Origin of the sequence: Streptomyces ardesiacus, assembly GCF_003112575.1 — a bacterium.
Lineage (GTDB): Bacteria > Actinomycetota > Actinomycetes > Streptomycetales > Streptomycetaceae > Streptomyces > Streptomyces ardesiacus.
Genome location: NZ_BEWC01000015.1, coordinates 1 through 20,415, shown reverse-complemented (window position 1 = coordinate 20,415; position 20,415 = coordinate 1). Strand labels below are relative to the sequence as shown.

Here is a 20,415-nt window from a genome sequence, read left to right as displayed (position 1 = left end):
CGGGGTGACGCCGCCTACCAGATCGCCTCCACCCACTCCGGGTGGTCGACGAACGGGTTGCGGTTGTGCTGGTAGTCGTCGTAGATCACCTGGTTGCGGTGCTCCTCGAAGGCGTCCGGCGGGTCCTCGTCGTTCCACGCCTTCAGCACGGAGAGCTTGCCGATGTACGGGTTGCTGCCGTTGCCGACCTGGCCGTTGACCTCCAGGTCGGCGAAGCCGTCGCCGCCCTCGTAGCGGACCGCCATGTAGAAGATCATGCGGGCCACGTCGCCCTTGACCGCGTCCCGGGGCTCGAAGGAGTCGGAGTCGGTGAGGCTGCCGCCGCCCCCGCTGACCGCGCTGCCGCCGTTGTCGAAGTCCTTGTTGCCCCGGGCGCTGTTGACCTGGACGTCCGAGGGGCGCAGGTGGTGCAGGTCGGTGCCGGGACCGGTGGCGGTGCCGAAGTCGCCGTGCGACTTGGCCCACACGTGCTCGCGGTTCCAGTCGCCGGTGTCGCCGCCGTTGAGCGACTTGCTGCGGGAGACGCCCGAGTAGAGCAGGATCACGTTGCCGGTGTCGTCCGGGTCCTCGTCCGTGGCCTTCAGGGCGTCCCAGACCGCCGAGTACGACAGCTTCGTCTGGTCGCTGATGATCGTGTGGAGCGAGGACTTGAGGCTCGTGCCCGTCTTGCCGAGCGCGTCCTTGTAGTACGTCGAGTCGTAGTCCGTGTTCGCCGTCGTGGCCGCCGTGGCCGGGCCCGCCGTCAGTGAGGGCGCGGTGAGCCCGGCGAGTACGGCGACCGCGGCGAGGGCCGCCGCCTTCGGGCGCCGGATGCGTATCGCGAGCATGTGGGGTGTCCGATCTACGCGTGTGGAGTTGTGTGGTTCCACGAGCGTGACATGGACATGTTGGAGGTGGGGTGTACGGAGGGTGACGATTCCGTGACGGTGGGCGGACCGGCTCAGCCGAGCAGTTCCGGCAGGGCCTCCCGAAGGCTCGCGAGCTGGGCCCGGTACCCCGCGTTGAACTCGGCCAGGGGGCGCTCGCCCAGGTTGGCGTGGAGGGCGGCGCGCTGCGACGGCACCACGGAGGGCAGCGCGCGGAGCACCTCGGCCGTCGCCTCCGCGTTCCGCCCCCTCTGCACGGCGCTCACCAGATCCTCGAAGAGGTCCAGCTTCAGGGCCCTGATCCGTGCGTGCGGACTGTCCTTGCCCCCGAACTCGTCCTCCGCCGTCGGCCTCTGGCCACTGTGGGGGTCCGCGACGAACTTGAGCACCCGCAGTGTCGCGTAGAGCCGCCCGGCCAGCCTCGCGTCGCTTTCCCTCTGTTCCGGCACGGGGCATTACTTGCCCTCCCGGGGCCTTCGCATCCCGGCTTTCGGAAAACGGCCAACTTCCGTCCATTTCCGGGCCCTAGGGTGACCGGCATGCGCCCAGGAACCCTTCGTACCGCCCTCGCCGCCCTCACCGCGGTCCTCGCGGCGGCCGGCTGCCTGACCGCCGCCGGACCGGCCGCCGCACAGGGCGGGCGGCACCCGGCCGACGCCTGCTCGCCCTCCGTCTCCCTCACGGGCTTCACCGACGCCCTCGACAAGACGACGTACGACGGCACCTACGTCGGCAACCTCTCCGCCCTCGCCCCCGGCCGGGACGGCTCCCCGGCCGCCCTCTCCGACCGGTCGGAACTGTTCCGGCTGGACGCCCGCACCCTGGAGCCGCGCGGCGTGATCACCCTCGCCGACGAGAAGGGCGCCGCGCTCGACTCCGAGGGCCTGGTCGCCGACTGGGACGGCACGTACCTCGTCTCCTCCGAGACCGAGCCGTCCGTGCGCCGCTACTCCCGCACCGGCGAGCTGCTCGGCCGCCTGCCCGTGCCCGGCGACCTGCGCACCGCTCCCGAGGGGCGCGCGCGGGCCAACGGCAGCTTCGAGGGGCTGACGCTGCTGCCCGGCGGGCGGACCCTGCTCGCCTCGATGGAGTACCCGCTCGACGGCGACCCGGCCGACCTGGTCCGTTTCCAGACGTGGCAGCGGACCGGGCACGGCGACTTCCGCACCGGCGCCCGCTACGCCTACCGGACCGACCCCGGCCTCGGCGTCTCCGAGGTCACCGCGACGCCCGACGGCCGCCTCCTCGTCCTGGAGCGCGGCTTCACCGCCGGCGTCGGCAACACGGTCCGCCTCCACCTCGCCGACCGGCCCGCCCACGGCACCGTGCTCCACAAGCGGCTCCTCGCCGACCTCGCCGACTGCCCCACCCTCGGCGCCACCGCCAAGCAGCCCCAGCCCAACCCGCTCCTCGACAACTTCGAGGGGATGGCGGTGACCGGCCGCTCCGGAGGCCCTCTGGAGGTCCTGGTCGTGAGCGACGACAACCAGAACGACGTCCAGACCACCCGCTTCCTCAGGCTCCGCGTACGCGCCTGATCACCCGGCCGATTGTTACGGCGGGATGAAATCCCCGCTCGCCCGTGTTGGTGCCTTCCGGTAGATCAGGTGAGCAGGACGACCGACCGGAGGGCACGGCGTGGACGCGCAACGGGGCTGGGTGCGACGACTGGCGGGGTACGCCTGGCGGTATCCCAAGGACGTCGTGCTGGCGCTCGGGGCCTCGCTGGGCGGCATGGCCGTCATGGCCTTCGTCCCGTTGATCACCAAGGTGATCATCGACGACGTGATCGGCGACAAGACCCGGGACATGGCCGTCTGGGCCGGCCTCCTGATCGGCGCCGCGCTCGCCGTGTACGCCCTGACGTACGTCCGCCGCTACTACGGCGGCCGGCTCGCCCTCGACGTCCAGCACGACCTGCGCACCGACATGTACGGCACGATCACCCGGCTCGACGGGCGACGGCAGGACGAGCTGTCCACGGGACAGGTGGTCGGGCGGGCGACCAGCGACCTCCAGCTCATCCAGGGCCTGCTCTTCATGCTCCCGATGACCCTCGGGAACGTCCTGCTCTTCCTGATCTCCCTCGTGATCATGGCGTGGCTCTCCCTGCCGCTCACCCTGGTCGCGCTGGCCGTCGCCCCCGCCCTGTGGTTCATCGCCCGCCGCAGCCGCACCCGGCTGCACCCCGCCACCTGGTACGCGCAGGCGCAGGCCGCCGCCGTCGCCGGGGTGGTCGACGGCTCGGTCAGCGGCGTACGCGTGGTGAAGGGCTTCGGGCAGGAGGAGCAGGAGACCGGCAAGCTCCGCGAGGTCGGGCGCCGGCTCTTCGCCGGGCGGCTGCGCACGATCAGGCTGAACGCCACCTACACCCCGGCGCTCCAGGCCGTCCCCTCGCTCGGACAGGTCGCCATGCTCGCCCTCGGCGGCTGGCTGGCGGTGCGCGGGCACATCACCCTCGGCACCTTCGTCGCCTTCTCCACCTATCTCGCGCAGCTCGTCGGCCCGGTCCGCATGCTCGCCATGGTGCTCACCGTCGGCCAGCAGGCCCGCGCCGGCACCGAACGCGTCCTCGAACTGATCGACACGGAACCGGCCATCGAGGACGGCACCAAGACCCTGCCCGCGGACGCGCCCGCGACCGTCGAGTTCGACGACGTCGCCTTCGGCTACGACACCGGCGACGGCGAGGGGCGGCCCGTGCTCGACGGGCTCTCCTTCGAGATCCGCGCCGGCGAGACCCTCGCCGTCGTCGGCTCCTCCGGCTCCGGCAAGTCCACCGTCTCGCTGCTCCTGCCGCGCTTCTACGACGTGACGCGCGGCGCCGTCCTCGTCGGCGGGCACGACGTGCGCGAGCTGACCCTCGACTCGCTGCGGGCCGCCGTCGGTCTGGTGCCCGAGGACTCCTTCCTCTTCTCCGACACCGTCCGCGCCAACATCGCCTACGGCCGGCCGGACGCCACCGACGAGGAGGTCGAGGCCGCGGCACGGGCCGCGCAGGCGCACGGGTTCATCACCGAGCTGCCCGAGGGCTACGACACGACCGTCGGCGAGCACGGCCTGACCCTCTCCGGCGGCCAGCGCCAGCGCGTCGCGCTCGCCCGGGCGATCCTCACCGACCCTCGGCTGCTGGTCCTGGACGACGCCACGTCCGCCGTCGACGCCCGTGTGGAGCACGAGATCCACGAGGCGCTGAAGCAGGTCATGCGGGGCCGCACCACGCTCCTCATCGCGCACCGCCGCTCCACCCTGGGCCTCGCCGACCGCATCGCCGTCCTCGACCGCGGCCGCCTCGCCGACCTCGGCACCCACGAGGAACTGCAGGAGCGCTCCGCCCTCTACCGGCGCCTGCTCACCGACCCCGACGAACTGGGCGGCGTCTCGCCCGGCCACACGCCCCCCGCGGCACCGGCCGAGGACACCTCCGTCCGGGACGAGCTGGACGCCGAGTTCGACGCCGAGCGCGGGGTCACTCCCCGGCTGTGGACCGGCGACCGTACCCCCAAGGACACCGCGCTCGCCGGCACCCCCGCCACCCCCGAGCTGCTCGCCCAGGTCGACGCGCTGCCCCCGGCGAACGGCACCCCGGACATCGACGAAACGGCGGCGGTGCGGCCCGAGTCGTCGTACGGCCTGCGCCGCCTGCTGCGCGGCTTCCGCACGCCGCTGCTGATCAGCCTCGCCCTCGTGGCCGTGGACGCGGGCATGGGCCTGCTGCTGCCGGTGCTGATCCGGCACGGCATCGACGACGGCGTCACCCGGGTCGCCCTCGGCGCGGTCTGGGCGTCCTCGCTGCTCGGGCTGCTCGCCGTACTCGCCCAGTGGGCGGCGCAGACCGGCGAGATCCGCATGACCGGCCGGACCGGCGAGCGGATCCTGTACGCGCTCCGCCTGAAGATCTTCGCCCAGCTCCAGCGGCTCGGCCTCGACTACTACGAGCGCGAGCTGACCGGGCGGATCATGACCCGGATGACGACGGACGTGGACGCGCTGTCGACGTTCCTGCAGACCGGACTCGTCACCGCCTTCGTCTCGGTCGTCACCTTCTTCGGCATCATGGTCGCGCTGCTGGTCATCGACGTGCAGCTCGCACTGATCGTCTTCGTGACGCTGCCGCCGCTGATCGTCGCCACCTACTACTTCCGCAGGGCCAGCGTGAAGGCGTACGAACTGGCCCGCGAGCGGGTGTCCACGGTCAACGCCGACCTCCAGGAGTCGGTGGCGGGCCTCAGGATCGTGCAGGCCTTCCGGCGCGAACGGGACGGCGGGCGGCGCTTCGCCGAGCGCAGCGACAGCTACCGGCAGGCCCGCATCCGCGGACAGTGGCTGATCTCGGTCTACTTCCCCTTCGTGCAACTGCTGTCGTCGGTGGCCGCGGCGGCGGTGCTGGTCGTGGGCGGCGCGCGGATCGACGACGCGACGCTGACGACCGGCGCGCTGGTGGCGTACCTGCTCTACATCGACCTGTTCTTCGCGCCCGTCCAGCAGCTCTCCCAGGTCTTCGACGGCTACCAGCAGGCGTCCGTCTCGCTGGGCCGCATCCAGGAACTGCTGCGCGAGCCGACCTCCACCCGCGCCGCCGAGCAGCCCTCCGAGGTCGCCTCGCTGCGCGGCGAGATCGCCTTCGAGGACGTGCACTTCACGTACGGGGGTGCCGACGAGGCGGAGGCGGCCCTCACCGGCATCGACCTCAGCATCCCGGCCGGGCAGACCGTCGCGTTCGTCGGCGAGACCGGCGCCGGCAAGTCGACGCTGGTGAAGCTGGTGGCCCGGTTCTACGACCCGACCGGCGGCCGGGTCACCGTCGACGGGCGGGACCTGCGCACCCTCGACCTCACCTCCTACCGGCACCGGCTGGGCGTCGTCCCGCAGGAGGCGTACCTCTTCCCGGGCACCGTCCGGGACGCCATCGCCTACGGCCGCCCCGACGCCACCGACGCCCAGGTGGAGGCGGCGGCACGGGCGGTCGGGGCGCACGAGATGATCGCCACGCTCCAGGGCGGCTACCTCCACGAGGTCGCCGAACGGGGCCGCAACCTCTCCGCCGGGCAGCGGCAGTTGATCGCGCTGGCCCGCGCCGAACTGGTCGACCCCGACGTGCTGCTCCTCGACGAGGCCACCGCGGCCCTGGACCTGGCCACCGAGGCGCAGGTCAACCAGGCCACCGACCGCATCGCGGGCCGCCGCACCACGCTCGTCGTCGCCCACCGGCTCACCACGGCCGCCCGCGCGGACCGGGTCGTCGTCATGGACGGCGGGCGGGTCGCCGAGGACGGCACCCACGACGAACTGCTGGCCCTGGACGGGCGGTACGCGCGGCTGTGGCGGACCTTCGTCGGCGCTTCCGAGCCGGAGGAGCCGGTCGGGGCGACGCGCTGAGGCGCTGCCGCGTTCGCGCAACCGTGCGACAGGTGTCCTGCGTCCGTACATGCGTGCATGCGTCCGTACACGCATCCGTACGTCGTCAGTGTTCGCCCGACGGAGGGGGACCGCAGTGGGCCGGGCCGGTGCCGCAACCCGCCGTCGGCTGACGCTCGGCACGGCCGTGCTGAGCGCGGCCGCGCTGCTCGCCGTCGCGCTGCCGCAGGAGGCCGGGGCCGCCGCCACGGGGTGCGGCGGCCGGAAGGTGCGCACGCTGCACTTCGCCACCGGGTCCGTCCTCGTCCACAAGCGCGGCGGCTACGTGTGTGCCCTCACCGTCCCCGAGAAGCCCGGCACCAAGCGGGAGATGTCCGTCGGCGTACGGGCCCGGGGCGGCCGGGCGGTCGTGGACGCGGGCCGGTTCGCCCGGCGCGCCGGTCCGGTGACCGTCCACGCCGGGAACCGCTGCGTGTGGGTGACCGGCAAGGTGGCCAAGAGCTCCGTCAGTTCCGGGTGGATCCTCTGCTGACCCTGGTGTTCGCGGGAGTTGCTCCGATAGCTTCCGGCGAACATCCGTTTCACAGGGAGGGTGCATGCGCAAGGCGCTCAGATGGCTGCTGGCGCTCGTGGTGCTCATCGGCACCGTCAGCACGGCGGGCGCGGCCACCGCCGCCGAGCCGAAGGCCGTCGACATCAAGGACCGGCTGCTGTCCATACCGGGCATGAGCCTGATCGAGGAGAAGCCGTACACCGGTTACCGCTTCTTCGTCCTCAACTACACCCAGCCGGTGGACCACCGGCACCCGTCCAAGGGCACGTTCCAGCAGCGGATCACCGTGCTGCACAAGGACGTGAACCGTCCGACGGTCTTCTACACCGGCGGCTACAACGTCTCCACGAATCCCAGCCGGCGCGAGCCGACCCAGATCGTGGACGGCAACCAGGTCTCCATGGAGTACCGCTACTTCACACCGTCCCGGCCCGCCCCGGCCGACTGGTCCAAGCTGGACATCTGGCAGGCCGCCAGCGACCAGCACCGCATCTTCGAGGCCCTCAAGCCCGTCTACACGAAGAACTGGATCTCCACCGGCGGCTCCAAGGGCGGCATGACCGCCACCTACTACGAGCGCTTCTACCCGCGCGACATGGACGGCGTCGTCGCCTACGTCGCCCCCAACGACGTGGTGAACAAGGAGGACTCGGCCTACGACCGCTTCTTCGCCCGCGTCGGCACCAAGGAGTGCCGCGACAAGCTGAACGGCGTGCAGCGCGAGGCACTGGTGCGCCGGGCGCCGCTGGAGAAGAAGTACGCGGCGTACGCGGCCGAGAACGGCTACACCTTCTCCACCATCGGCAGCCTCGACCGCGCCTACGAGGCCGTCGTCCTCGACTACGTGTGGGGCTTCTGGCAGTACAGCACCCTCGCCGACTGCGACGGCATCCCGGCCGACGCCGAGAACGCCACCGACGAGGCGATCTGGGACTCCGTCGACACCATCTCCGGCTTCTCCGCCTACACCGACCAGGGCCTGGAGACGTACACGCCGTACTACTACCAGGCGGGCACCCAGCTGGGCGCGCCCACCATCCACTTCCCGCACATCGAGAAGAAGTACGTCCGCTACGGCTACCAGCCGCCGCGCAACTTCGTGCCCCGTTCGATCCCGATGAAGTTCGAGCCGTCGGCGATGCGGGACGTCGACACGTGGGTGCGGCACAACGCCCGCCAGATGCTGTTCGTGTACGGCGAGAACGACCCGTGGGGCGCCGAGCCCTTCCGTCTCGGCCACGGCGCGCGCGACTCCTACGTCATGACCGCGCCCGGCATGAACCACGGGGCGAACGTGGCCGGCCTGGTGCCCGACCAGAAGGCGTTCGCCACCGCCCGCATCCTGGACTGGGCGGGCGTCGCCTCCGCCAAGGTCCAGGAGAACCCGTCGGCGGCCGTGCCGCTGGCGGCGTTCGACGCCAGGCTGGACAAGCGGGACGTCGAGCGCGAGCCGGCGCTGCGCCCGTAGCACGACGGGCTGTGCCCCGGCCGCTCACCGGGGCCGGGCACAGCCCACCGGGCGGTTCCCGCCGAGCCGGACGTACAGCACGGCCGAGGCCGGGCAGTCCGCGCGGGCGGCGACCCTGCGCTCCCCGGCCCAGCGTGGCCCGCCGGGGCGGGCGCACGCCAGACGCGCGGGAGGCGCCGCGCACGGGGGACGGGAGCGCCCCCGTGCGCGTGCCGCGGGCCGCGCTACGACCGGTAGGTGAGCCCGTGCCCGAGCGGGAGGAGCACCGTGTCCGGGTCGTCCGCGCGCACCACCGGCACCGGCAGCTTCCCGCGCGGCCGCACCCGCCCGGCGATCACGCGGGCCGCCGCCCGCACCTCCACGTCGGTCCAGGAGTAGGCGGCCAGCACGGCGGGGACGCCGGGGAGGTGCGCGACGTCGTACGGGTTGCGCACGGCGACCGCGACGACCGGCCTCCCCGTCTCCAGCAGCCGCGTGACCAGCGTGCGCTGGCTGCTGCCCGCGGTGACGTTGTACGTGGCGACGACCACCGCGTCGGCGTCCCGGGCCGCGGCGACGGCGCGGTCGGTCACGGCGGCGGAGGGGGCGGTGCCGGTGGACAGGGCGGTGGCGGTGAAGCCCAGCTCCGTGAGCGCGTCCGCGAGGACCTGGGTGGGCGGCCCGGTCGTGCCGGACGGCGAGGCCGGATCGGCGCCCACCACCAGCAGCTTGCGGTGGGTCCGGCGGGACAGCGGCAGCAGCCGCCCCTCGTTGACCAGCAGGGTGGTGGTCCGCTCGGCGATCCGGTCGGCCGCGGCCAGGTGCCCCCGGGTGCCGACGGTCCGGCCGACGTCCCGGCGGCTGGTGTACGCGTCCCGGAACAGCCCCAGCTTGGCCTTCAGCCGCAGCACGCGCAGGATCGATTCGTCGAGCCGCGCCTCGGTGAGTTCGCCGTCCTTCACGGCCGTCAGCACGGCGTTCCAGGCGAGCGGCAGGTCCGGCGGGTTGAGCAACTGGTCGACGCCCGCCCGCAGTGCCAGCACCGGCACCCGCGCGTCGCCGTACTTCGTGCGCACGCCCTCCATGCCGAGCGAGTCGGTCACCACGACCCCGTCGTAGCCCAGCTCCTCGCGCAGGATGCCGGTGAGGATGGGGCGGGAGAGGGTGGCCGGATCGCCGGAGTCATCGAGCGCGGGGACCATCAGGTGGGCGGTCATGATCGCGTCGATGCCGGCCTCGATCGCCGCGCGGAAGGGCGGGGCGTCCAGCTTCTCCCACTGCTCACGGCTGTGCGTGATGACCGGGAAACCGGTGTGGCTGTCGGTGGCGGTATCGCCGTGCCCGGGGAAGTGCTTGGCGCACGCGGCGACGCCGGAGCCCTGGTACCCCGTCACCTCGGCGGCCACCAGCCCCGCCACCGCGTCCGGGTCGGCGCCGAAGGACCGCACGCCGATGACGGGGTTGGCCGGGTTGACGTTCACGTCGGCCACGGGGGAGTAGTCCTGACGAATGCCCAGGGCCTGCAGCTCGGCGCCCGCGATCCTGCCGAGGGCACGGGCGTCGGAGTGCGACCCGCCCGCCCCGACGGCCATCGCGCCCGGGAAGAGGGTGGCGGGCGCGCCCACGCGGGCCACTATGCCGTGCTCCTGGTCGGTGGAGATCAGCACCGGCAGACCGCGCGGCTGCTCCAGGGACGCCTTCTGGATGCCGTTGGACAGGTCGGCGATCTGGTGCGGGTCGCGGGTGTTGTGCGCCCAGGCGAAGTAGATGATGCCGCCGACCCGGTACTTGGCGATCAGCTCGGCCGCGGTGCGGACGCCGATCTCCTTCAGGTTGGCGTCGATGTCCGCCTGGTCCGGGTCGGTGGCGGAGTGGCCGTAGACCCGCATGACGAAGAGCTGGCCGACCTTCTCCTCCAGCGTCATGCGGGAGATGAGGGCGCGGAGCTTGTCGTCGTCGGGCCTGCGGGCGTCGGCGTACGCCGTGCCGCCCCCGGCCGCGAGGGCCGCGGTGACGACCGCGGTGGCGGTGAGGACGGTGCGTCTGGAGGGCTGTGCGGTGCTTCCCGTGCCGGCCGTGCTGCTGTGGTGCACGTGCGCTCCTTCCGGAGGGCTGGTGAAGGAAACTGCCAAGGAGTCACCAATATCCGGGAAGTTTCTGCCAGTCAAGGGACCGCACAGAGGCCAAGCGCTTAGAAGGCGCTTGCTCCAAGCTGCACGGGTCAAGCGGAGCCGGCCGGTGTCGTCGGAGCGGTGTGGGCCGAGGCGTCCGGCCAGTGGGCCCGCAGGGCGCGGACCGTTTCCGCGATCGCCGGGCGGCGTGCCGCGCCCGTGCGCCACAGGGCGTACAGCCGCCGTACCGGCATCGGGTCGAGCGGCACCTCCACCACCCCCGCGGGCAGCGGGCCGCGCCCCAGCCGGGGGATGAGCGCGACGCCGAGACCGGCGGCGACCAGTGCGACGAGCGTGGGGTTCTCGTCCGCCTGGTGGACGATGTCCGGCTCGTGCCCGGCGCCCCGCAGCGTCCGCATCAGCCAGTCGTGGCACACGCGCCCGGGCGGCTGGCAGATCCACCGCTCCCCGCCCAGCTCCGACCGCCGGACCGCCCTCCGCCCCGCGAGGCGGTGTCCCTCGGGCACCAGCAGGTCGCACAGGTCCTCCCCGATCGGCGCCTGCTCCACCCCGGCCGGTGCCGGCAGCGGCGCGATGTCCCAGTCGTGCGCCACCACCAGGTCGACCGCTCCCTTGGCCACCAGGTCCACGGACAGGTGCGGGTCGACCTCGTTGAGCCGTGCGTCGAGCGCGGGGTGGCGTGCCGCCAGGTCGGCCAGGACGGACGGCAGCAGTCCGCGCGCCGCCGACGCGAACGCGGCGATCGTCAGCCGCCCCGAGGGCACCCCGCGCCGCTCCTCCAGCCGGGTCTCCGCCCGCTCCACGAGGGCCAGCAGCTCACCCGCCGTGTCGACCAGGTGCCAGGCGTCGTCGGTGAGCCGCACCCCGCGCCCCTCCCGCTCCAGGAGTACCGTCCTGGTCTCCCGCTCCAGCTTGGCGATCTGCTGGGACACGGCGGACGGGGTGAAACCGAGCGCGGCGGCTGCCGCCCCGACGGTCCCGTGCACGGACACGGCGTGCAGGGCGCGCAGTCGCTGGAGGTCGAGCACGAGGGGCTCCCGGGGGCGAGACGAGGGCGGGAAGCATTAGCGGTACTTCATCCAACCATGCAGCAATCATCGCTGGTGCTACACGGTCCCTCGGGCCGATCCTCGACGCATGCGACCTTCCCACCTCCTCCTCGCCGTGCTCGTCGCCGCCGTCTGGGGCGTCAACTTCACGGTCGTCGAGATCGGCCTCGACCACTTCCCGCCGCTCCTCTTCTCCGCCCTGCGCTTCCTGGCCGCCGCGCTGCCCGCCGTCTTCCTGGTGGGCCCTCCCAAGGTGGCCTGGAAATGGACCGTGGCGGTGGGACTGGTCCTCGGCGTGGCCAAGTTCGGCCTGGTCTTCGTGGGCATGGACGCCGGCATGCCGGCCGGGCTGTCCTCCCTGGTGCTGCAGATCCAGGCGGTGTTCACCGCGGTGATCGCCGCCGCGGTCCTGCGGGAACGCCCCTCCCGCGTCCAGGCCCTGGGCATGCTGGTCGCGGTGGCCGGTATCGGCGTGGCGGCGGTCGACGAGGGCACCTCGGGACCCCTGGGAGCGTTCCTGATGGTGGTCGGCGCCGCGGCGGCCTGGGGCGTGTCCAACGTCCTGACCCGCAAGGCGTCCCCGCCCGACGCGCTCAACTTCATGGTGTGGGTCTCCACCGTCCCCGTGCTGCCCCTGCTGGCCCTCTCCCTGCTCACCGAGGGTCCCGCCGCGGACCTCGCCGCCCTGCGCTCCCTCGACTGGCAGGGCGCGGGCACGATCCTCTTCGTCGCCTGGGTCTCGACCGTCTTCGGCTTCGGCGCCTGGGGTCTGCTGCTGCGCCGTCACCCCGCCTCGACGGTCGCGCCGTTCTCGCTCCTGGTCCCGGTCTTCGGCATGTCCTCGGCGGCCCTCTTCCTCGGCGAGCCGGTGACGCCCCTGCGCTGGTGCGCGGCGGCGCTGCTGGTGGGCGGGGTGGCGCTGACGACCCTCACCCGCGCCGGTCGCGGGCGCACGCCGGACCGGCTCGCGGCCCGCTCCCCCCACGGGACCCGGAAGGTGATCACCGGGGCCCGCCCGCAGCCCGAAGCTGGACGGCCCCCCGCCCCGGCCGAAGAATCCGTCGGGTGACGTCCGCGCCGCCGGGCAGGCCGGGTCTGGAAGGTCCGCTCACGCCGCGTCCGTGAGCAGCCGGGCGAGGTGCTCGCGGCCCTCGGTGAGCAGCCCGGGCAGCGGGGCGGCCGACTCGTACCACCGCTTCTCGTACTCCCAGCACAGCCAGCCGTCCCACCCGTGCCGGGACAGCACGTCGACCACCTCGGTCAGCGGCAGCACCCCGGCGCCCAGCGCCAGCGGCGTGGTGTCCTCGGCGGAGGCGATGTCCTTGACCTGGACGTAGCCCAGGTGCGGGGCGAGCGCCGCGTACGACTCGAAGGGCTGCTCCCCGCCCAGCCAGGTGTGCATCACGTCCCACAGGGCGCCCGCCTGCCGGTGTCCGACCAGCCCGAGGACGCGCATCGCGTCGGCGCCCGTGCGGTGCGAGTCGTGGGTCTCCAGCAGGATGCGCACGCCGGCTTCGGCGGCGTACTCGGCGGCCGTGCCCAGCCGCCGCGCGGCCGTCGCGTCGGCCTCCTCGGCACTCTGCTCGGTGCCGCCGCCGGGGAAGACGCGGATGTACGGGGCGCCCAGGTCGCGGGCGAGGTCGAGCAGACCGCGGATCTCGGCGAGCACGGCGTCGTCGTCCCCGGGCGAGGCGACCCGCGCGTACCCCGCGAGCCCCAGGGGTTCGATCCCGGCCGCCTTGAACTGGGAGGCCACGGCGGCCCGTTCGTCGGGGCCCAGGCCCGGGTGGACCGGTTCCTCGGGATGGGCGCGCAGTTCGACCCCGTGGTAGCCGTGCGCGGTCGCGAGCCCGAGCACGTCGGTCAGGGGCATTCCGGGGACACCGAGAGTGGAGAACGCCAGCTTCATGCCCACGGAGCGTACCCGCGATGACCGACTTCACCTGTCGACGCGGGCCACGAATCCACCCCGGTCGCCGGTGGACACGGGCCGGCCGCACCGACTGTCGCGCAGGCCGGCACCATCAGCCCGTCCGGCGTTTGAGGACGAGGCCGTTCAGGCCGAAAGGGGGGTCTGGGGGCGCAGCCCCCAGGGCGGCCCACACCGACGCGGGCCCACCGCGTCACCAACGGTCCGTTTCACCCCCGCGGCCGTCCGGAGGACCCCCGCACCATCAACTCCCCCCGCACCGTGGCGATTCCCCCCACCGGCGCGTCCTCCCGCCCCATCGCGACCCGGCCCGCCCGCGCCCCCGCCTCCGCCAGCGGCAGCCGCACCGTCGTGAGCGCGGGCACCGCGTCGATGCTGAACGGCAGGTCGTCGAAGCCCGCCACGGACACGTCGTCCGGGATCCGCAGCCCCGAGTCGCGCAGCGCCGCGCACGCGCCCAGCGCGACGGTGTCGTTCGCGGCGACGACGGCGGTCAGCGTCGGGTCCCGGCGCAGCAGTTCCAGCGTGGCCTCGTACCCCGCCTGCCGGTCGTAGCGGCCGTGGACCGTCCAGCGGGGGTCCTCCTCGATGCCGTGCGCGGCGAGCGCCGCGCGGTGGCCCTCCAGCCGGTGCCGGGTCGTGGTCCGCTCCTGGGGCCCCGCGATGTAGCCGAGCCGGCGGTGCCCGAGTCCGATCAGGTGCTCGGTCAGTTCCCGTCCGCCGCCGCGGTTGTCGAAGGTGAGCGCGATCGCCCCGGTGTCCGGTGCGGGCGGCCGCCCGCACAGCACCACCCGCGTCCCCGCCTCCGTGAGCCTGCGCAGCTTCGCCGCCACCGCCGCCTGGTGCGCACCGTCCTCCATCGCACCGCCGGTCAGCACCACCGCCGCCGCCCGCTGCCGCTGCAGCAGCGTGAGGTAGGTCAGCTCCCGCTCCGGGGTGCCCCCGGTGTTGCAGACCACGGCGAGTCTCTCGCCGCCGGCCCTGCCGCCGGGACCGCCGATCTCGGACTGGACGGCGCCGGCCATGATGCCGAAGAACGGGTCGGCGATGTCGTTGACGAGGATGCCCACCAGGTCGGAGGTGGCCGCCGCCAGCGCGCTCGCGGGGCCGTTGAGCACGTAGTCCAGCTCGTCGACGGCCTTGAGCACCCGGTCCCGGGTCGAGGCGGCCACGGGGTAGTTGCCGTTCAGTACGCGCGACACGGTCGCGGGGGAGACCTGGGCGCGGGCCGCCACGTCCGCCAGTGTCACCGTCATGTTCTCGTCCTCCGCATCGCGCGTGTGAGCCGAACACCGTCCGGGGTGACCTTACGGCCACCGCCCGCCGTCGTTCGCCCCCTCGAACAACTCACCCGAACCGCGGTCTTGTCCAGACCACCGTTCACAGGCTAGCTTCGTTCTACATAGAAAGCGCTTGCTGTACGGCTCGAACTCGATCCGGGGCTCGCGGCACGGCTCGTACGAAGGGAATGACGTGACACGCAAGACGGTGCGTATCGCCATGAACGGTGTGACCGGGCGCATGGGCTACCGCCAGCACCTGGTCCGCTCCATCCTGGCGCTGCGCGAACAGGGCGGCCTCGACCTCGGCGACGGCACCGTGCTGTGGCCGGAGCCGGTCCTGGTCGGCCGCCGGGAACACGCGCTGCGGGCGCTGGCCGAGCGGCACGGACTCGACCACGTCTCCACGGACCTGGACGCGGTCCTCGCCGACGACAGCATCGACGTCTACTTCGACGCCCAGGTGACCTCGGCCCGCGAGGAGGCGCTCAAGAAGGCGATCGCCGCGGGCAAGCACATCTACACCGAGAAGCCGACGGCCACCGGCCTCGACGGCGCCCTGGAACTCGCCCGTCTGGCCAACGCGGCCGGCATCAAGCACGGCGTCGTCCAGGACAAGCTCTTCCTCCCCGGCCTGCTCAAGCTCAAGCGCCTGATCGACGGCGGCTTCTTCGGCCGGATCCTGTCCGTGCGCGGCGAGTTCGGCTACTGGGTCTTCGAGGGCGACTGGCAGGAGGCCCAGCGCCCGTCGTGGAACTACCGCGCCGAGGACGGCGGCGGCATCGTCGTCGACATGTTCCCGCACTGGGAGTACGTGCTGCACGAGCTGTTCGGCCGCGTGAAGTCCGTCCAGGCCCTGACCGCCACCCACATCCCCGAGCGCTGGGACGAGAAGGGCAAGCCGTACGACGCCACCGCCGACGACGCCGCCTACGGCGTCTTCGAGCTCGACGGCGGCACGATCGCCCAGATCAACTCCTCCTGGGCGGTCCGCGTCAACCGCGACGAACTGGTCGAGTTCCAGGTCGACGGCACCGAGGGCTCGGCCGTCGCGGGCCTGCGCAACTGCCGCGTCCAGCACCGCTCGGCCACCCCCAAGCCGGTCTGGAACCCGGACATCCCCGCCACCGAGGTCTTCCGCGACCAGTGGCAGGAGGTCCCCGACAACGGCGAGTTCGACAACGGCTTCAAGGCCCAGTGGGAGCTGTTCCTCAAGCACGTCTACGCCGACGCCCCCTACCACTGGGACCTGCTGGCCGGCGCCCGCGGCGTCCAGCTCGCCGAACTGGGCCTGAGGTCCTCCGCGGAGGGCCGCCGCCTCGACGTACCGGAGATCGGCCTGTGACCCTCCACCTGCCGAACCCCGACGGCACCACGCGCGCCTACACCCCCCGCGCCGAGCCCCCGGCCGTTCCCGGGGCGGGCGGAGGAAGCGCTTTCACCTCCCGTACGGTCTTCTCCGCCGCGCACGTCGTCGCCGACCCGTACGCCGACACCACCCCCGACGGGCCCGCCGCCGTCGACTGGGACGCCACCCTCGCCTTCCGCCGCCACCTGTGGTCCCACGGGCTCGGCGTCGCCGAGGCGATGGACACCGCCCAGCGCGGCATGGGCCTGGACTGGGCCACGGCGGCCGAACTGATCCGCCGCTCCGCCGCCGAGGCGAAATCGGCCGGCGGCCGCATCGCCTGCGGAGTGGGCACCGACCAGCTCACCGCGACGGCCACCACCACACTCGCGGACGTCCGGTCGGCCTACGAGGAACAGCTCGCCGTCGTCGAGGAGTCGGGCGCCCAGGCCATCCTGATGGCCTCCCGCGCCCTCGCCGCGACCGCGAAGGGCCCCGAGGACTACCTGGAGGTCTACGGCCACCTGCTGCGCCAGTCCGCCGAGCCGGTGATCCTGCACTGGCTGGGCCCGATGTTCGACCCGGCCCTGGAGGGCTACTGGGGCTCGTCCGACCTGGACGCGGCCACCGACACCTTCCTGGAGGTCATCGCCGCCCACCCCGACAAGGTCGACGGCATCAAGGTCTCCCTCCTGGACGCCCAGCGCGAGATCGACCTGCGCCGCCGCCTGCCGCGGGGCGTGCGCTGCTACACCGGCGACGACTTCCACTACCCCGAGCTGATCGCGGGCGACGACCAGGGCTTCAGCCACGCCCTGCTCGGCATCTTCGACCCGCTGGGCCCGCTGGCGGCACAGGCGGTCCGCGTCCTCGACACCGGGGACACGGAGGGCTTCCGCGCCCTGCTCGACCCCACGGTCGAACTCTCCCGCCACCTCTTCCAGGCCCCCACCCGCTACTACAAGACGGGCGTGGTCTTCCTGGCCTGGCTGTCCGGCCACCAGAGCCACTTCACCATGGTCGGCGGCCTCCAGTCGGCCCGCTCCCTGCCGCACTTCGCCCGCGCCTACGAACTCGCCGACGGCCTGGGCCTGTTCCCGGACCCGAAGCTCGCCCAGGAGCGCATGCGGACCCTGCTGAGCCTGTACGGAGTGAACCAGTGAGCGATCCCGGCCTGACCCGCTTCAGCATCAACCAGATGACGGTCAAGCAGCTCTCGCTGCCCGAACTGACCACCGCCTGCCGCGAACTGGGCATCGGCAACGTCGGCCTGTGGCGCGAGCCCGTCCAGGCCTACGGCGTCGAGGCGGCCGCCAAGCTGGTCCGCGACGCGGGCCTGCGGGTCACCACCCTGTGCCGCGGCGGGTTCCTCACCGCGACCGACCCCGGCGAGCGCGCCGAGGCCCTGGCCGACAACCGCCGCGCCGTCGACGAGGCCGCCGCCCTCGGCACCGACACCCTGGTCCTGGTCTCGGGCGGCCTCCCCGCCGGCGACAAGGACCTCCGCGCGGCCCGCGAGCGCATCGCGGACGCGCTGGCGGAGCTGGGCCCGTACGCCGAACAGCACGGCGTACGCCTGGCCATCGAGCCGCTGCACCCCATGTTCGCCTCGGACCGCTGCGTGGTCTCCACCCTCGCCCAGGCCCTGGACCTCGCCGAACGCTTCCCGGCCCAGCAGGTCGGCGTCACCGTCGACACGTACCACATCTGGTGGGACGACCGGGCGCCCGAGCAGATCGCCCGGGCCGGCGCGGGCGGCCGCATCCACACCTTCCAGCTCGCGGACTGGACGACGCCGCTGCCCGAGGGCGTCCTCAACGGCCGCGGCCAGATCGGCGACGGCGCGATCGACATGCGGGAGTGGAAGGGGTACGTCGAGGCGGCCGGGTACACCGGCCCGATCGAGGTCGAACTCTTCAACGACGCCCTGTGGGCCCGGGACGGGCGGGAGGTGCTGGCGGAGACGGCGGCACGGTTCGCCGCGCACGCGGGAGACGGGGCGGGGGCCGGCTCCGGCTCCGGCTCCGGCTCCGGAAAATAGTCCCGGCGGCCGTGCAACCCTCGCACGGTCCGGCGGGTCGTACCTGGCATCGGAACTTCCGTGGGGGTACCCGGGGGGGAATCCCGGAGTTCCGAAGGGGAGGGGAAACCGAAGGGGCCCGGTCGTCGACCGGGCCCCTCCGACGTTCTCCGCGTGCTCAGAAGAAGACCCCGCACCGCAGCAGCACGTTCGCGTAGGGACGGGCCTCGCCCGTGCGGACGATCAGACGTGCGCCCGCCGACAGCTCCTTCAGCCGCTCGTGCGGGACGAGTGCCAGCGTGGGGAAGTGCCCGTCGAGCAGCGCGGCGGCCTCCGCGTTGGCCCCCCGGACCTCCGCCGCCGCGGTCGCGCCCTCGATCACCAGCTCCGCCAGCAGGCCGTCCAGCACCTCGGCGAAGGACGGCACCCCGGCCCGGAAGGCCAGGTCGACGACGCGCGGACCGTCCGGGACGGGCATGCCCGCGTCGCACACCAGGACCCCGTCCCCGTGGCCGAGTTCGGCGAGGGCGCCCGCGAGATGCCGGTTGAGTATGCCCGCCTTCTTCACAGCGCCTCGGCCTCCGCGGCCGTCGGGTACGACTCCTGCGCCCCCGCCTTCGTGACCGCCGCCGCGCCCACCCGGGCCGCGTAGGCCGCCGCGTCGGCGAGCGACTCGCCGGTGCCCAGCCGCCAGGCCAGCGCCGCGGTGAACGCGTCACCGGCGCCGGTGGTGTCCACGGCGTCCACCTTCACGGACGGCACCCGGGTCACACCCCCGGCCGCCGACGCGACCAGCGCGCCCTCGGCCCCCAGGGTCACGACCACCGAGCGCGGCCCCTTGGCCAGCAGGATGCGGGCCCAGTCCTCGGGCCGCTCGCCGACGAGGGCGTCGCCGAGGATCACCTTCGCCTCGTGCTCGTTGACGATCAGCGGGTCGCACGCCGCCAGCACCTCCTGCGGAAGCGGCTGCGGCGGAGACGGGTTCAGCACGAACCGGCTGCCCGGTGCGAGCGAGCGGACCACCTCCGCCACCGTCTCCAGCGGGATCTCCAACTGCGTGGAGACCACCCGGGAGGCGTGGAAGAGGCTGGCCGCCGCCCGCACGTCCCCCGGCGCGAGCCGGCCGTTGGCGCCGGGCGAGACCACGATGCTGTTGTCCCCGGACGGGTCGACGGTGATCAGCGCGACGCCGGTCGGCGCGCCGCCCACCAGGACGCCGACCGTGTCGACGCCGGCCGCCCGCTGCGAGTCCAGCAGCAGCCGCCCGTAGTCGTCGTCGCCGACCCGGGCCAGCAGGGCCGTACGGGCACCGAGCCGGGCGGCGGCGACGGCCTGGTTGCCGCCCTTGCCGCCCGGGTGGACGGCCAGGTCGGAGCCGAGCACCGTCTCGCCGGCCCCCGGCCGCCGCTCGACACCGATCACCAGGTCGGCGTTGGCCGACCCGACGACCAGCAGGTCGTAGTCGTACATCAATCGTTCTCCGATTCGAGTGGTTCCCGCTGGATTCCGCGAGGCTCCGACGGCCGGTCTCAGCCCTCGAAGCCGGCCACGTTCTCCTTGGTGACGACCTTCACGGGCACCTTCACCGTCTGCTCCACCTTCTTGTCCTCGGCCGCCCGCAGCGCGTTCTGTACGGCGATCCTGCCCAGTTCCCTCGGCTGCTGCGCGACGGACGCGTACAGCGTCCCCGCCTCGACCGCCTTCAGCCCGTCCGGCGTGCCGTCGAACCCGACGACCTGCACGGACTTCCCGGCCTTGGCGCCCAGCGCCTTGATCGCGCCCAGCGCCATCTCGTCGTTCTCCGCGAAGACGCCGTCCACGGCGGGGTGCGCCTGGAGCAGGTTGGTCATCACGTCCAGGCCCTTGGTGCGGTCGAAGTCCGCGGGCTGCTTGGCGACCACCTTGATGCCCGGGTACGCCTTCAGCCCGGCCGCGAAGCCCGCCCCGCGCTCCCGGCTGGCGGAGGTGCCGGCCTGGCCCTGGAGGATCACGATGGTGCCCTTGCCGCCGAGCTTCTCGGCGAGCGCCTTGGCGCCCAACTGCCCGCCCTCGACGTTGTCGGAGGCGACCAGCGCGGACGTCTGCGCCTTGTTGACGCCGCGGTCCACGGCGATGACGGGGATGCCGTCCTTGTTCGCCGCGCGCACCGAGGGGCCGGCCGCGTCGGAGTCCACCGGGTTGACGACGACCGCGGACAGGCCGCCGCTGACGAAGTTCTGCAGCTGGTTGGCCTGCTGGGAGGCGTCGTTCTGGGCGTCCGTGACCGTCAGGTCCACGCCCAGCTTCTTCGCCTCCTCCTCGGCGCCGTTCCTGATCTGCACGAAGAACGGGTTGTTGAGCGTGGACAGCGACAGCCCTATCTTCTGGTCCTTGCCGCCGGAGGAACCGTTGTGCAGCAGCGAGGTCGCGCCGACGACGGCCACCGCGACGAC

17 protein-coding genes are annotated in these 20,415 nt (G+C 73.1%); 8 read left to right on the top strand and 9 right to left on the bottom strand.

The annotated features are described in order from the left end of the window. Positions 1-14: 14 nt before the first annotated feature. Together Sdi02f_RS34750 and Sdi02f_RS34745 are read right to left on the bottom strand one after the other, a co-directional pair. Entirely contained in the window at positions 15-827 is an 813-nt protein-coding gene (locus Sdi02f_RS34750) for an endonuclease I family protein (protein WP_053638436.1), read from the bottom strand. A gap of 113 nt (positions 828-940) precedes the next feature. Then, on the bottom strand, positions 941-1,315 hold the full coding sequence (locus Sdi02f_RS34745) for a hypothetical protein (protein WP_108934018.1): 375 nt from the start codon (positions 1,313-1,315) through the stop codon (positions 941-943). A gap of 90 nt (positions 1,316-1,405) precedes the next feature. On the opposite strand from Sdi02f_RS34745, the gene Sdi02f_RS34740 reads away from it, so the two are divergent. The 4 genes from Sdi02f_RS34740 (at position 1,406) to Sdi02f_RS34725 (ending at position 8,245) form a co-directional block, all read left to right on the top strand. Then, positions 1,406-2,404: an esterase-like activity of phytase family protein gene (locus tag Sdi02f_RS34740; protein ID WP_030400055.1), complete on the top strand. Its 999-nt coding sequence runs from the start codon at positions 1,406-1,408 to the stop codon at positions 2,402-2,404. 100 nt (positions 2,405-2,504) lie between these two features. After that, positions 2,505-6,245: an ABC transporter ATP-binding protein gene (locus tag Sdi02f_RS34735; protein WP_030400054.1), complete on the top strand. Its 3,741-nt coding sequence runs from the start codon at positions 2,505-2,507 to the stop codon at positions 6,243-6,245. A 115-nt stretch (positions 6,246-6,360) separates the two neighbouring features. Then, positions 6,361-6,756: a hypothetical protein gene (locus Sdi02f_RS34730; protein ID WP_030400053.1), complete on the top strand. Its 396-nt coding sequence runs from the start codon at positions 6,361-6,363 to the stop codon at positions 6,754-6,756. 64 nt (positions 6,757-6,820) lie between these two features. Beyond that, the gene (locus Sdi02f_RS34725; RefSeq protein ID WP_030400052.1) at positions 6,821-8,245 is read left to right on the top strand and encodes a S28 family serine protease; all 1,425 of its coding nucleotides are present in this window, start codon (positions 6,821-6,823) and stop codon (positions 8,243-8,245) included. 224 nt (positions 8,246-8,469) lie between these two features. Here the strand turns inward: Sdi02f_RS34725 and Sdi02f_RS34720 are convergent, their stop codons facing one another. Further along, complete coding sequence (locus Sdi02f_RS34720) at positions 8,470-10,317, bottom strand: glycoside hydrolase family 3 protein (RefSeq protein ID WP_108934017.1); 1,848 nt, start codon at positions 10,315-10,317, stop codon at positions 8,470-8,472. A 128-nt stretch (positions 10,318-10,445) separates the two neighbouring features. Further along, the gene (locus Sdi02f_RS34715; protein WP_030400050.1) at positions 10,446-11,384 is read right to left on the bottom strand and encodes a LysR family transcriptional regulator; all 939 of its coding nucleotides are present in this window, start codon (positions 11,382-11,384) and stop codon (positions 10,446-10,448) included. A gap of 109 nt (positions 11,385-11,493) precedes the next feature. Between Sdi02f_RS34715 and Sdi02f_RS34710 the strand changes: the two genes are divergently transcribed. Continuing rightward, the gene (locus Sdi02f_RS34710; RefSeq protein ID WP_108934016.1) at positions 11,494-12,474 is read left to right on the top strand and encodes an EamA family transporter; all 981 of its coding nucleotides are present in this window, start codon (positions 11,494-11,496) and stop codon (positions 12,472-12,474) included. A gap of 39 nt (positions 12,475-12,513) precedes the next feature. On the opposite strand, the gene Sdi02f_RS34705 is transcribed toward Sdi02f_RS34710, so the two are convergent. Then, the gene (locus tag Sdi02f_RS34705) at positions 12,514-13,314 is read right to left on the bottom strand and encodes a sugar phosphate isomerase/epimerase family protein (protein ID WP_030400048.1); all 801 of its coding nucleotides are present in this window, start codon (positions 13,312-13,314) and stop codon (positions 12,514-12,516) included. 230 nt (positions 13,315-13,544) lie between these two features. Further along, positions 13,545-14,591, bottom strand: a complete 1,047-nt coding sequence (locus tag Sdi02f_RS34695) for a LacI family DNA-binding transcriptional regulator (RefSeq protein WP_030400047.1) — start codon at positions 14,589-14,591, stop codon at positions 13,545-13,547. Positions 14,592-14,808: 217 nt separating this feature from the next. Between Sdi02f_RS34695 and Sdi02f_RS34690 the strand changes: the two genes are divergently transcribed. The 3 genes from Sdi02f_RS34690 to Sdi02f_RS34680 are packed head-to-tail and all read left to right on the top strand — an operon-like array spanning position 14,809 to position 18,004. Further along, positions 14,809-15,960, top strand: coding sequence for a Gfo/Idh/MocA family protein (locus Sdi02f_RS34690; RefSeq protein WP_030400046.1), 1,152 nt, complete (start codon positions 14,809-14,811; stop codon positions 15,958-15,960). Beyond that, entirely contained in the window at positions 15,957-17,126 is a 1,170-nt protein-coding gene (locus Sdi02f_RS34685) for a dihydrodipicolinate synthase family protein (RefSeq protein ID WP_053639077.1), read from the top strand. The genes Sdi02f_RS34690 and Sdi02f_RS34685 overlap by 4 nt, the downstream gene beginning before the upstream one ends. After that, positions 17,123-18,004 (top strand): sugar phosphate isomerase/epimerase family protein, encoded by an 882-nt coding sequence (locus Sdi02f_RS34680; protein WP_031084143.1) that lies wholly within the window; start codon positions 17,123-17,125, stop codon positions 18,002-18,004. Before Sdi02f_RS34685 ends, Sdi02f_RS34680 begins: the two co-directional genes overlap by 4 nt. A 157-nt stretch (positions 18,005-18,161) precedes the next feature. Here the strand turns inward: Sdi02f_RS34680 and rbsD are convergent, their stop codons facing one another. The 3 genes from rbsD to Sdi02f_RS34665 all read right to left on the bottom strand — a co-directional run. Further along, positions 18,162-18,551 (bottom strand): D-ribose pyranase, encoded by a 390-nt coding sequence (gene rbsD, locus Sdi02f_RS34675; RefSeq protein ID WP_030400043.1) that lies wholly within the window; start codon positions 18,549-18,551, stop codon positions 18,162-18,164. Next, positions 18,548-19,453, bottom strand: coding sequence for a ribokinase (locus Sdi02f_RS34670; RefSeq protein ID WP_030400042.1), 906 nt, complete (start codon positions 19,451-19,453; stop codon positions 18,548-18,550). The genes rbsD and Sdi02f_RS34670 overlap by 4 nt, the downstream gene beginning before the upstream one ends. Before the next feature lie 59 nt (positions 19,454-19,512). Next, positions 19,513-20,415 (bottom strand): D-ribose ABC transporter substrate-binding protein (locus Sdi02f_RS34665; protein ID WP_159107703.1); only part of this gene is annotated, 903 nt, incomplete at its 5' end.

What these genes read in the sequence shown, in the direction of transcription:
- Sdi02f_RS34710 (WP_108934016.1), top strand. Translation starts at nt 11,494, where the DNA reads ATGCGACCTTCCCACCTCCTCCTCGCCGTGCTCGTCGCCGCCGTCTGG.
- Sdi02f_RS34750 (WP_053638436.1), bottom strand. Translation starts at nt 827, where the DNA reads ATGCTCGCGATACGCATCCGGCGCCCGAAGGCGGCGGCCCTCGCCGCG.
- Sdi02f_RS34695 (WP_030400047.1), bottom strand. Translation starts at nt 14,591, where the DNA reads ATGACGGTGACACTGGCGGACGTGGCGGCCCGCGCCCAGGTCTCCCCC.
- Sdi02f_RS34725 (WP_030400052.1), top strand. Translation starts at nt 6,821, where the DNA reads ATGCGCAAGGCGCTCAGATGGCTGCTGGCGCTCGTGGTGCTCATCGGC.
- Sdi02f_RS34670 (WP_030400042.1), bottom strand. Translation starts at nt 19,453, where the DNA reads ATGTACGACTACGACCTGCTGGTCGTCGGGTCGGCCAACGCCGACCTG.
- Sdi02f_RS34740 (WP_030400055.1), top strand. Translation starts at nt 1,406, where the DNA reads ATGCGCCCAGGAACCCTTCGTACCGCCCTCGCCGCCCTCACCGCGGTC.
- Sdi02f_RS34705 (WP_030400048.1), bottom strand. Translation starts at nt 13,314, where the DNA reads ATGAAGCTGGCGTTCTCCACTCTCGGTGTCCCCGGAATGCCCCTGACC.